Genomic DNA, 12,248 nt, shown 5'->3' on the forward strand with positions numbered 1-12,248 from the left:
GTCATCCTTTTAGAGTTTGTTCCAACACGTGCAGGGTATGGTTGAGCTCCGCTTGCTTGGCGCGGGCGTCGGAAATCTTGCGCACGGCGTGCAGCACGGTGGTGTGGTCACGGCCACCGAACAGATCGCCGATTTCCGGCAGGCTTTTCTGGGTCAGCTCCTTGGCCAGGTACATGGCGACCTGGCGCGGCAAAGCGATATTGGCCGGCCGGCGTTTCGAATACATGTCGGCGACCTTGATCTTGTAGAAATCCGCCACCGTCTTCTGGATGTTCTCGACGGTGATCTGGCCGTTGGACACGGACAGCAGATCCTTCAAGGCTTCCTTGCAGACGTCCACGGTGAGCACGTCGCGGCCGTGGAAGCGGGCGTAGGCCAGCACCTTGCGCAACGCGCCTTCGAGTTCACGCACGTTGCTGCGCAGGTGCTTGGCGATGAAGAACGCCACTTCCTCGGGCATCGGCACGCCTTCGGACTCGGCCTTGCGCAGCAGGATCGCCACGCGCATCTCGAGTTCGGGCGGCTCGATCGCGACCGTCAGGCCGGAATCGAAGCGCGAGATCAGGCGGCTGTCGATGCCCGACAGTTCCTTCGGATAGGTGTCGCTGGTGATGATGATCTGCTTGCGCTGCGCCACCATCGCTTCGAACGCATAGAAGAATTCTTCCTGCGTGCGGTTCTTGCCGGAGAAGAACTGGATATCGTCGATCAGCAGCAGGTCGAGCGAATGGTAGTAGCGCTTGAAGTCATCGAACGCCTTGCGCTGGTACGCCTTGACCACGTCGGACACGTACTGGTCGGCATGCACGTAGCGCACGCGCACCCCGGTGCCCGCCGCCACCATGGCGTTGCCGATGGCGTGGATCAGGTGGGTCTTGCCCAGGCCCACGCCGCCATACAGGAACAGCGGGTTGTACGACGTGCCCGGGTTCTCGGCCACCTGCAGCGCGGCGGCGCGCGCCAGCTGGTTGGCCTTGCCCGTCACGAAGTTCTCGAACGTCAGGTCGGTGTTCAGGCGCGAGCGCTCGTACACGATGTTGGCGGCGTCCGCGTTCACGGCCGCGGCCGCCGCGGTGGTCGCGACGGGAGCGGGCGCGGCGGGCTGCGCCGGCATGCCGGGTGGCGGCGCGCCGCCCAGGGGCGCGGCGGCCGAAGGCGCGGTCTGCACGGGCGGCTGCGCGCGCACCGGCGCCACCGGCATGCGCGGGGTGGTGCCTTGCGTGGGCAATTCGAACAAAACCTGTACCGGACGCTCGAACCACTCCGCGGCCAACGCTTCGATCTGGTGGGAGAAGTTCTTGCGCACCCAGTCCAGCTTGAACCGGTTGGGGGCGGCAACGCGCAGCACCGCCTGCGTCTCGTCATACGCAAGCGGGACCAGCGGTCGTATCCACGCGCTGATTTGTTGGGGGGGGAGTTCCTGCTCAAGACGACTGACGCAGGTCTGCCAGAATTCTTTCATGTCGCTCTTATTCAAACCTCGATTCTACCTTGCCTGGGCACGGGTTATCCACAGGGTAGGGCATGGACGTGCACAATCCGCCCCCTTAACTGTTTGACAAGACAGGGAAAACTTGCTGAAATGGTGGGCTTTTCCGAATTCTGTCTGTCAGAAGGTTTCGCAGAAGGCCCAGATTCGCACGGGTAATAGGGTAATGGTTACACTTACCCCGTCCCCGGAACTGTGCCTTGCTGAATAGGTCGCCCGGGGATTACCCGGACCAGAGCCCCGTCTACAAGCCTGTCTTTGCCAGCGAATCCGCATATCACATGCGATTCGCAGCGAAACGCTTACTAGATACCCGCTACCGGATTTGCGACCAGGAACCCTCCGGGCAGGTCCCTTCTGACTTTTGTTCTTTTTGTGGATCGTCCATGAAACGCACCTACCAACCTTCCGTTACCCGCCGCAAGCGCACCCATGGTTTCCGCGTGCGCATGAAGACCCGCGCTGGCCGCGCCATCCTGAACGCTCGCCGCGCCAAGGGCCGCAAGCGTCTGGCCGTCTAAGTCTCGCTTTCTGCGCAGACACCCGACCCGCTGACCCGCAGTCCATGCCGCGCGCCACGCTTCCGCCGGAGGCGCGGCTGCATCGCCCCTCCGAGTTCGCCGCCGCCCTCAAAGGCCGGCGTCTGGCCCGAGGGGCGTTTTTCGTTGTGAGCGCCGCTTCCAACGATCTGCCTCCCGGCCAGGCTCCCTGTGCCCGGCTGGGCCTGGTGATCGCCAAGCGCTTCGCCGCCCACGCCACCACGCGCAACGCCCTCAAGCGGGTCATCCGCGAAGCGTTCCGCCACCGGCGGCTCGGGTTGCCGGCGAAAGACTACGTCGTCCGGCTGCACAGCAAGGTGACGCCCGCCACGCTCACCGCGCTGAAACAGGCGGCCCGGGCCGAAGCGGACGCTCACTTCGAGCGGATCGCGCGATGAACGGGCCATCCCCCCGGCAGGCAGGCCGCGCGCAGCGCGGGCGTTCCGTGGGGGCCGCAATACTCATTGCCCCGATCCGGTTCTACAGGTTTTTCCTGAGCCCCTGGATCGGCCGGCAATGCCGCTTCACTCCGACCTGCTCGGCGTACGCGATCGAGGCGATCGAACGCCACGGGCCCTGGCGCGGCTTCTGGCTGATGCTGCGACGCATCGGCCGCTGCCACCCCTGGTCGCCCGGCGGCTGGGACCCGGTTCCCCCGGGCAAGGGAACCAATGGCGGTGCCTGCTGTTCCCATGGCCACCGCACCGAGCATGATTGACGCTAAACTGGCGGGCTTTGCTGGCCCGTATTCACTTCAGTAGGCACCATGGATATCCGACGAACCGTCCTCTGGATGATTTTCTCCTTCTCGCTGTTGCTCCTGTGGAACAACTGGCAGATCCATAACGGCAAACCGTCGTTGTTCGGGGCGCCCACGCCCACGGCCAGCACGAACGCCAACGGCACGCCGGCCGCCGCGAACAACGCGACGCCCTCGGTGCCCAATGCGCCGCCGGCGACCGCCGCCGCGCCCTCGGCCGTGCCGGGCGCCGCCGCGCCGGTGCCGACGCGCTCGGAAGAAGTCGTCATCACCACCGACGTGCTGCGCCTGACCTTCGACACGCTGGGCGCCCAACTGGTGCGCGCCGAGCTGCTGAAGTACCCGGCCACCGGCCAGGCCGACAAGCCCACCGTGCTGCTCGACCGCACCGCGGGCCTGAACTACGTGGCCCAGACCGGCGTCGTCGGCGCCGCCAATGGCCAGAACTTCCCCACCCACCAGACGCCGTTCCGCGTGGTCTCGACCGACCGCCAGATGACGGGCGACAGCCTGGCGGTGGCGTTCGAAGCCGAATCGGGTGGCGTGAAGGTCACCAAGACCTTCACGCTGCACCGCGGCCGCTATGACATCGACGTGCGCCACGACCTGGCCAACGTCGGCGCCGCCCCCGTGACGCCGGCGCTGTACCTGCAGCTCGAGCGCGACGGCAACGACCCGGCCGACACCTCCAGCTTCTATCACACCTTCACCGGCATGGCCGTCTACTCGGAACAGGACAAGTTCCAGAAGATGACCTTCGCCGACATCGAGAAGAAGAAGGCCAACTACATCAAGCAGGCGGACAACGGCTGGATCGCCGTGGTGCAGCACTACTTCGCCACCGCCTGGGTGCCGCCGCAAGGCAAGCCGCGCAACAACGAAGTGCTGGAAGTGCAGAAGAACCTGTACGCCGCCCGCACCATCGAAGCCGTCGGCGAGATCGCCCCGGGCGCCGCCGCCCGCGTCGATTCGCACCTGTGGGTCGGCCCGCAGGACCAGAAGGCCATGGCGGCGCTCGCCCCCGGCCTGGAACTGGTGGTCGACTACGGCTGGCTGACCATCATCGCCAAGCCGCTGTTCACGCTGATGACCTGGCTGCATTCCATCCTGGGCAACTGGGGCTGGACCATCGTCGCCCTGACCGTGCTGATCAAGGCGCTGTTCTACCCCCTGGCCGCCGCCAGCTACCGCTCCATGGCCCGCATGAAGCAGGTCGCCCCGCGCCTGCAGGCCCTGAAGGAAAAGTACGGCGACGACAAGCAGAAGCTCAATGCGGCCATGATGGAGATGTACCGCACCGAGAAGATCAACCCGCTGGGCGGCTGCCTGCCGATGGTGGTGCAGATCCCGGTGTTCATCTCGCTGTACTGGGTGCTGCTGGCCAGCGTGGAAATGCGCGGCGCGCCGTGGATCCTGTGGGTGCACGACCTGTCGATCCGCGACCCGTACTTCATCCTGCCCGCCATCATGATGGCCACCATGTTCCTGCAGATCAAGCTGAACCCGACGCCCCCGGACCCCGTCCAGGCCAAGGTCATGATGATCATGCCGCTGGTGTTCGGCGGGATGATGTTCTTCTTCCCGGCCGGCCTGGTGCTCTACTGGTGCGTCAACAACACGCTGTCGATCGCGCAGCAGTGGTCGATCACCCGCGCCATGCAGCGCAAGACGGAAGCCGCGGCGAATCGCTGATTCCCGCTCGCGCCATGAAAAGCCGGCCCCCAGGGGCCGGTTTTTTTTTCGTCCAGGTTGCACGCGGGTTTGGCGGCGATGCGCGTCAGGTCACGCCAGTGATAGTTATTTTCAATCAAATTTGATGGATCAATCAACTTCACACTGCAAACAATGACCCCTATGATGTGTCGGAGATATCCCCCGGCCGGCAATGTTCCGGGACGGTATCCGATCACGTTGCGCGGCCCCGTCGCCGCGCATTCCAGGAATTACGTAGGGAGTGTGTGCCATGACCGACAAGAAGCATCTGACCACCGCCTCTGGCGCCCCGGTGGCCGACAACAACAACACCCTGACCGCCGGCCCGCGCGGCCCGGCGTTGTTGCAGGACTTCTGGCTGATAGAAAAGCTTGCCCATTTCGACCGTGAACGCATCCCCGAACGCGTGGTGCACGCCAAGGGCTCGGGCGCCTATGGCACCTTCACCGTCACCCACGACATCACCAAGTACACCCGCGCCAGCATCTTCTCCAAGGTCGGCAAGCAGACGCCGCTGTTCCTGCGCTTCTCGACCGTGGCCGGCGAGCGCGGCGCGGCCGACGCCGAGCGCGACGTGCGCGGCTTCGCCATCAAGTTCTACACCGACGAAGGCAACTGGGACCTGGTGGGCAACAACACCCCGGTGTTCTTCATCCGCGACCCGCTCAAGTTCCCCGACTTCATCCACACCCAGAAGCGCGACCCCAAGACCAACCTGCGCAGCGCCACCGCGGCCTGGGATTTCTGGTCGCTCAGCCCCGAATCGCTGCACCAGGTCACCATCCTGATGAGCGACCGCGGCATTCCGGCCAACCTGCGCCAGCAGCATGGCTTCGGCTCGCACACCTTCAGCTTCGTCAATGCCGAAGGCGAACGCTTCTACGTGAAGTTCCACTTCAAGTCGCAGCAGGGCATTGCCTGTCTGACGGACGAGGAAGCCGCGCAGGTCGTGGCGCACGACCGCGAAAGCTCGCAACGCGACCTGTTCGACAACATCGAGCAGGGCAACTTCCCGAAGTGGACGCTGAAGGTGCAGATCATGCCCGCGGCCGAAGCCGAGACCTATCACATCAATCCGTTCGACCTGACCAAGGTGTGGCCGCACGGCGATTACCCGCTGATCGAAGTGGGCGTGCTGGAACTGAACAAGAACCCGGAGAACTACTTCGCCGAGGTCGAGCAGGCCGCCTTCACGCCCGCCAACGTGGTGCCCGGCATCGACTTCTCGCCGGACAAGATGCTGCAGGGCCGCCTGTTCTCGTACGGCGACACGCACCGCTACCGCCTGGGCATCAACCACCACCAGATCCCGGTGAACGCGCCGCGATGCCCGTTCCACAGCTATCACCGCGACGGCGCGGCGCGCGTGGATGGCAATGCCGGCGGCACGCTCAACTACGAGCCCAACAGCGCCGGCGAATGGAAGGAAACCCCGTCGGCCGGCGAGCCGCCGCTGCCGCTGGACGGCCAGGCCGCCGCCCGCTGGAACCACCGCGTCGACGATGACTACTACTCGCAGCCGGGCGCCTTGTTCCGCCTGATGACGCCGGCGCAGCAGGAATTGCTGTTCGGCAACATCGGCCGCCACATGGCCGGCGTGCCCGAGGAAATCCAGCGCCGTCAGCTGGAACACTTCCGCAAGGCCGATCCGGCCTACGCGGCGGGCGTGGCCAAGGCACTGGGCCTGAAGCTGTAAGGGCGGCGCCCCGGCGCGGCCAACGCGCCGCGCAACACGCATCGGGCGGCCCGCGGGCCGCCCGTTTTCTTGCCTGCCGTGAGTGTTTTTGCCCGCTTTCACGAGCATTTTTGGTGGCGGTGCCCACGGTTTTCGCCTGTGTTTTGCTCCGAAAACCGCCGCAAGCGACTTCTCCACAACTGGGCGGCGAAAAGTTATCCCCATTCGTCCACAGCCAATTCACAGGCAATTCACAGGCAATCCACAGGAATTCCACAGGCGCTGGGGATAGCTTTCCCCGTGAAGGCTGTGGAAAACCCGCTTTCCTAGTATTTCAGGCCGGTATCGCACAGCACCGTGGCCACCGCCGCATCCGGGCGCAGCCGTCCCGAACGCAACAGCTTGGCCGCCGCGCACACGTTGGCGGCAGCGGAATAACCCACGTACAGCCCCTCGCGCACGGCCAGCAGGCGCCGCCATTGCTGCGCCTCGTCATCGGTGACCGCAATGCTCAGGTCCATCAGGGACGGATCCCAGTGCGGCGGCACCGCGCCATAGCTGGTGCCCTGGATCAGGTGGCGCGCCTTGGTCACCGGCGCCCCGGCCAGCACTTCGCAGCCCAGCGGCTCGACCGCCGCGCACACGGTCGCGGCGCTGGCCGCCTTGAGCGCGCGCGCCACGCCCATGAAGGTGCAGCCGGTGCCGACGGCCGCGGCCCAGCCATCCACGGGGGCGCCGAATTGTTCGAGGATTTCGCGGCCGGTGCCGGTCTCGTGCGCGGTGATGCATTCAACCGCGTTGAACTGGTCGACGTAGAAGCCGCCGCGCTCGCGCGCCAACTCAGCGGCGACACGGGCCGCCGCCTCGACGTCGGCGCCAGTGACCTGCCCCGGGGCGCCATCGACCTGCGGCACCAGCACCACCTCGGCGCCCAGTCCTTCCAGCATGCGGGCACGGGCGGGGCTGTTGCCCGCCGACATGGTGACGACCAGCGGATGCTCCAGCGCGGCGCAGGCCACCGCCAGGCCCGCCCCCATGTTGCCGCTGGTCATCTCGATCACCGGCATGCCGGGCCGGAGCCGGCCATCGGCGCGGGCGGCCAGCAGGATGGCCTTGGCGGCGCGGTCCTTGATGCTACCGCCCGGCTGCAGGAATTCGGCCTTGGCCACGATGCGGCCAGGGCCATCGTGCGCGCGGCTCAGCGCGATCAGGGGGGTGTTGCCGATGAGTTCAATCGAAGAGGTTGCCAGCATGTCGAGTCCGGTGGATGCCCCGCGCGCATCCGGCGGATGCCGGGGGCGTGGTTGCCGCGTACCGGACTATTTTAGGGATGCTGGGATATCCACAGGTCGGCGCGCGCGCCGATCAGTCGCGGCGGGGCGCGATGTCGGACGGCGCGACAGCCGCGGGCTGCGACGGCGCGGCATGGGCGCCGTCAGCCGCCAGCGCGGGCGTGGGCGAGGCCAGGGCCACCAGGGCCAACGCCAATGCCACGCCGGCCGCGGTGGCGGTGCGAACCAGTCGTTCGCGCAGGTCAGGTGACAGATTCATGGTGTTCCTTGTGGATAAGTCGCGCATCGGCCTAGAACGGCACGTCGCCCTCGATCGTGGTGCGGTACAGCTTGCGGCGCAGGTGGTCGGGCGTGCCGCCCGCCAGGTGGATGAGCGAGCGGTTGTCCCAGAACACCAGGTCGTGCGGCTGCCAGCGGTGGCGGTAGATGTGTTCGGGCCGCACGCTGTGCGCGAACAGTTCGTCCAGCAGTTGCCGGCTCTCGTCTTCCGGCAGGCCTTCGATGTGGGTGGTGAAGCCTTCGCTCACGAACAGGGCGCGGCGGCCATTCTCGGGATGGGTGCGCACCACCGGATGCGACACCGCCTGCACCTGCGCCACCTGCTGCGCGCTCAGGTTGGGCCGCCAGTTGCCTTCCTTCTGCAGCTGGCCGTACTTGGCCAGGTACGAATGCACCGCGCGCCTGCCTTGGACGGCGTTGCGCAGCGCGGCGGGCAAGGTGTCATAGGCCAGGTGCATGTTGGCGAACAGCGTGTCGCCGCCTTGCGCCGGCAATTCCTGCGCGTGCAGCAGCGAGCCCAGGCTGGGCAGTTCCTTGTACGAGATGTCCGAATGCCAGTACTTGCCCGCATCGCCCAGGCCGACCGGCTTGCCGTTCTCGACGATGTTGGAGACGATCAGGATCTCGGGATGATTGGCCAGGTGGAACTGGTGCAGCACGTGGATCATCAGCGGCCCGAAGCGGCGGCTGAAGTCGATGTGCTGCTGCGGCGTGATGCGCTGGTCGCGGAACACCAGCAGGTGGTGGTCCAGATGCGCCTGGTGCACGCGCTTGAAGTCGGCGGGCGACAGTTCTTGTCCCAGGTCCAGGCCGATCAGTTCGGCGCCCACCGGGCCCGGCAGCGGCCGCAACTCGAACGCCTGCGCGGCCGGGCGCGGCGGGACGGGGGCGGCCTCTTCGCGCCGCACGGCGTTGCTCTGGGACATCGGTCACTCCGGTTGGCGTGGCGGCGTTGCCGCCGGCGCTGAGATCCATCCGCGGATGGATCAGGAATGATCGATTATGGAAAGCGCGCCTTGTATCTCAAACGAAGTTATCGGCGTTTGAACAAAGCCTGGCGTCATATAGAAAAACCGCCCGGAGAACCGGGCGGCTTGGGGCGGCATCACGCATAAGCAAATAACCGCAATGCCTGAAGCGCCGTGGCGCGCTACTTGTGCTTGGACAGGTAGGCCTCGACCAGCTTGACCCAATACGTCGCGCCGACCGGCAGCAGCGCGTCATTGAAGTCGTAGTTCGGATTGTGCAGCTGGCAGGGCCCCATGCCGTGATAGCTCTCCATGCGATGGTCGCCATCGCCGTTGCCCAGGAACAGGTAAGTGCCGGGCAGGGCTTCCAGGAAGAAGGAAAAGTCCTCGGCGCCCATGAAGGGCGGCATGTCGCGCACCACGTTCTCGGCGCCGAAGGTGTCCTCGGCCACCTGCGCGGCAAACGCGGTTTCCTTGTCCCAGTTCACCAGCGGCGGATAGGCGCGCACGAAGTCCAGCGTGCCGGTGCCGCCGTACACCTGCGGCAGCGTGGTGGCGATACGGCGCATGTCTTCCTCGATCTTGTCGAGCACCTCCACCGAATAGGTGCGCACCGTGCCGCGCAGCACCGCCTCGCCGGGAATCACGTTGTAGGCGTCGCCGGCGTGGATCTGCGTGATCGACAGCACCGCCTGCTCCAGCGGATTCTTGCTGCGCGAAATCACCGTCTGCAGCGCGTGCACCATGTCGGCCGCGACGATGATCGGGTCGACCGACGCATGCGGCTGCGCGGCGTGGCCGCCCACGCCCTTGATGACGATGTCCCAGCGGTTGCTCGACGCCATGGTGGGGCCGGCGCGAAAGCCGAACTGGTTGACCGGCATGCCGGGCATGTTGTGGATGCCGAACACCGCGTCACAGGGGAATTTCTCGAACAGTCCATCCTGCATCATGGCGCGCGCGCCGGCGTTGCCGCCTTCCTCGGCCGGCTGGAAGATGAACACCACGGTGCCGTCGAAATCGCGATGCGTGGACAGGTATTGCGCCGCGCCCAGCAGCATCGTGGTGTGGCCGTCGTGGCCGCAGCCGTGCATGCGGCCGCTGATGGTGGACTTGTGCGCGAAGCGGTTGTGCTCGGGCATGGGCAGCGCGTCCATGTCGGCGCGCAGGCCGATGGTCTTGCCGCCGCTGCCGCCGCGCAGCACGCCGACCACGCCGGTTTTCCCCAGCCCCGTGTGGACTTCCAGCCCCCATTGGCGCAGCCGCTCGGCCACCAGGTTGGAGGTGCGCGTTTCCTGGAAGGCCAGCTCGGGATGGGCGTGGATGTCACGGCGCAGTTCGGTCAGCTCACCGTGGGCGCGTTCGATTTCGGCTAGGGTTTTCATGGCGGTGGATAGGCGGAAGGGAATAGGGAGGAAAGGGCAGGACGCAAACGAGAGAACGGATGTCGTATGACAGCGTATCGGAAAATTCTCGCGCCCGTCGCCGGCCGCGTCCAGCGTTGTTACGGATTGGCGCTAGCGCGCGTCGTTCAGGTGGCAGGCGCTGAACTGCATCGGCGCCACCTCGCGCAGCAACGGCCGTTCGGTCTTGCAGCGCGGCATGGCGTGTGGACAGCGCGGATGGAAAGCGCAGCCCCCGGGCGGATCCAGCGGCGACGGCAGCTCGCCCTTGATCGGCTGGTAGCTGCGGCGCCCCGGTGTGAGCGTCGGCAGTTCCTTGAGCAGCGCCTGCGTGTACGGATGGTTGGCGCGCTGGAACACGGTATCGGTCGGCGCCAGTTCGACCACGCGGCCCAGGTACATGATGGCGACGCGATCCGAGATATGGCTCACCACGCTCAGGTTGTGGCTGATGAACAGGTACGTCAGGTCCAGCTCGTCGCGCAGTTGCTCGAACAGGTTCAGCACCTGCGCCTGGATCGACACGTCCAGCGCCGCCACGGCCTCGTCGCACACGATCACCGAGGGTTTCAGCGCCAGCGCGCGCGCGATGCCGATGCGCTGGCGCTGGCCGCCCGAGAACTGGTGTGGATAACGCTGCGCGAAGGCCGGGTCCAGCCCCACCTGGCGCATCAGGCCGGCGACGTACTCGGCCTTGTCGCGCGCGCGGATCAGGCCGTGCGCCACCGGCGCCTCGCCGATGATCTCGCGCACCCGCATGCGCGGGTTGAGCGAGGCGTAAGGGTCCTGGAAGATCATCTGCACGCCCAGCTCGTAGGCGCGCCGCTGCGGGCCCGCCATGGCCTTCACCGCCTGGCCCTGGTAGTGCACCTCTCCGGAAGAGGGCGGCAGGATGCCCGAAACGATGCGACCCAGCGTCGATTTGCCGCAGCCGGATTCGCCGACAATGCCGATGACCTCGCCCGGCTGCACGTCCAGGTCCACGCCGGCCACGGCGTGCACCACCTGCGTCTTCAAACCCGCGCCCAGCAGGTTGGCGATGCGGCCGGCCAGGTCCACGCGTTGCGTGAAGCGCAGCTCCACGCCGCGCAGCGACAGGATGGGGGCGGCGTTGCGATCGGCGGCGCTCATTGGACCTCCGGCGCGCCGGCATGCCAGCAGCGCACCCATTGCGCCGGGCGCACCTCCACGGGCTGCGGTTCGGTCAGACAGGCCTCGCTGGCGCGCGGGCAGCGCCCGCGAAACGCACAGCCCTGCGGCAAGTTGAGCAGCGACGGCGTCATGCCGGGAATCGGCACCAGCGGCCGGCCGCGCGATTCCGGCGTGGGAATCGAGGCGATCAGGCCGTGCGTGTAGGGATGCATCGGATGGCTGATGACGTCGAGCGTGCTGCCGGTCTCGACCACGCGGCCGGCGTACATCACCGACACGCGGTCGGCCAGCCCCGCCACCACCGCCAGGTCGTGCGTGATCCACACCAGGCCGGTGCCGGTCTCGCGGCACAGCTTCTGCACTTCGAACAGGATCTGCCCCTGGATGGTCACGTCCAGCGCCGTGGTGGGTTCATCGGCGATGATGACGCGCGGCGAATTCAGCAGCGCGATCGCGATCGCCACGCGTTGCCGCATGCCGCCGGACAACTGGTGCGGATAGGCGCGCAGGCGTTCCTGCGGCGACGGGATGCCGACCATCGTCAGCGTCTGCAGGGCGCGTTCACGCGCCTGTTCGCGCGATACCTTGCGATGCGCCTGCACGGCTTCGATCATCTGCGTATCGACGCGCAGCACCGGGTTCAGCGTCATCATCGGGTCCTGGAAGATCATGGCGATCTCCTGGCCGCGCAACTGCCGCCATCGCGCGGGCGACGCGCCGCGCAGGTCTTCGCCGTTCAGGCGCAGCTCGCCCTCGACGATGCGGCCCGGTTCATCCAGCAGGCCCATCAGCGAGAAACCGGTGATGCTCTTGCCCGAACCCGATTCGCCCACCAGCCCCAGGATCTCGCCTTCGGCCACCGTCAGGTCGACGCCATCGACCGCCTTGACCACGCCGTTGCGAGTGAAGAAATGCGTCTTCAGTCCGCGCACATCGAGGACCGGCGACTTTTCCACAGCTTGTATCTGCATCGCGTCC

12 protein-coding genes are annotated in these 12,248 nt (G+C 66.5%); 5 read left to right on the forward strand and 7 right to left on the reverse strand.

Annotated features, from left to right (window positions below; genetic code table 11):
• Position 1 precedes the first annotated feature (1 nt).
• Positions 2 to 1,462, reverse strand: coding sequence for a chromosomal replication initiator protein DnaA (dnaA, locus tag DK459_RS00925; protein WP_024067305.1), 1,461 nt, complete (start codon positions 1,460 to 1,462; stop codon positions 2 to 4).
• 413 nt (positions 1,463 to 1,875) lie between these two features.
• Between dnaA and rpmH the strand changes: the two genes are divergently transcribed.
• The 5 genes from rpmH (at position 1,876) to DK459_RS00950 (ending at position 6,197) form a co-directional block, all read left to right on the forward strand.
• Positions 1,876 to 2,010 carry a 50S ribosomal protein L34 gene (rpmH, locus tag DK459_RS00930; RefSeq protein WP_003816025.1) on the forward strand — a complete coding sequence of 45 codons (135 nt, stop codon included), beginning with the start codon at positions 1,876 to 1,878 and terminating at the stop codon, positions 2,008 to 2,010.
• A gap of 44 nt (positions 2,011 to 2,054) precedes the next feature.
• Entirely contained in the window at positions 2,055 to 2,426 is a 372-nt protein-coding gene (locus tag DK459_RS00935; protein ID WP_026382422.1) for a ribonuclease P protein component, read from the forward strand.
• Positions 2,423 to 2,746 (forward strand): membrane protein insertion efficiency factor YidD, encoded by a 324-nt coding sequence (gene yidD, locus DK459_RS00940; RefSeq protein ID WP_006389538.1) that lies wholly within the window; start codon positions 2,423 to 2,425, stop codon positions 2,744 to 2,746. The genes DK459_RS00935 and yidD overlap by 4 nt, the downstream gene beginning before the upstream one ends.
• A 48-nt stretch (positions 2,747 to 2,794) precedes the next feature.
• A complete protein-coding gene (gene yidC / locus DK459_RS00945; RefSeq protein ID WP_006389539.1) occupies positions 2,795 to 4,480 on the forward strand; it encodes a membrane protein insertase YidC in 1,686 nt (561 codons plus the stop codon).
• 271 nt (positions 4,481 to 4,751) lie between these two features.
• The gene (locus tag DK459_RS00950; protein ID WP_020925775.1) at positions 4,752 to 6,197 is read left to right on the forward strand and encodes a catalase; all 1,446 of its coding nucleotides are present in this window, start codon (positions 4,752 to 4,754) and stop codon (positions 6,195 to 6,197) included.
• A 305-nt stretch (positions 6,198 to 6,502) separates the two neighbouring features.
• On the opposite strand, the gene DK459_RS00955 is transcribed toward DK459_RS00950, so the two are convergent.
• From DK459_RS00955 to DK459_RS00980, 6 genes are all read right to left on the reverse strand, one after another.
• A complete protein-coding gene (locus DK459_RS00955; RefSeq protein ID WP_006389541.1) occupies positions 6,503 to 7,429 on the reverse strand; it encodes a PLP-dependent cysteine synthase family protein in 927 nt (308 codons plus the stop codon).
• A 112-nt stretch (positions 7,430 to 7,541) separates the two neighbouring features.
• Positions 7,542 to 7,727, reverse strand: coding sequence for a hypothetical protein (locus tag DK459_RS00960; RefSeq protein ID WP_024070813.1), 186 nt, complete (start codon positions 7,725 to 7,727; stop codon positions 7,542 to 7,544).
• A gap of 31 nt (positions 7,728 to 7,758) precedes the next feature.
• Positions 7,759 to 8,673 (reverse strand): TauD/TfdA family dioxygenase, encoded by a 915-nt coding sequence (locus DK459_RS00965; RefSeq protein ID WP_006389543.1) that lies wholly within the window; start codon positions 8,671 to 8,673, stop codon positions 7,759 to 7,761.
• 224 nt (positions 8,674 to 8,897) lie between these two features.
• Complete coding sequence (locus DK459_RS00970) at positions 8,898 to 10,100, reverse strand: M20 aminoacylase family protein (RefSeq protein WP_006389544.1); 1,203 nt, start codon at positions 10,098 to 10,100, stop codon at positions 8,898 to 8,900.
• 132 nt (positions 10,101 to 10,232) lie between these two features.
• Positions 10,233 to 11,249 carry an ABC transporter ATP-binding protein gene (locus DK459_RS00975; RefSeq protein ID WP_024070811.1) on the reverse strand — a complete coding sequence of 339 codons (1,017 nt, stop codon included), beginning with the start codon at positions 11,247 to 11,249 and terminating at the stop codon, positions 10,233 to 10,235.
• Positions 11,246 to 12,241 (reverse strand): ABC transporter ATP-binding protein, encoded by a 996-nt coding sequence (locus DK459_RS00980; RefSeq protein ID WP_054507916.1) that lies wholly within the window; start codon positions 12,239 to 12,241, stop codon positions 11,246 to 11,248. Before DK459_RS00980 ends, DK459_RS00975 begins: the two co-directional genes overlap by 4 nt.
• Positions 12,242 to 12,248: the final 7 nt, after the last annotated feature.

The organism is Achromobacter sp. RW408 (assembly GCF_003184165.1).
Lineage (GTDB): Bacteria > Pseudomonadota > Gammaproteobacteria > Burkholderiales > Burkholderiaceae_B > Achromobacter > Achromobacter xylosoxidans.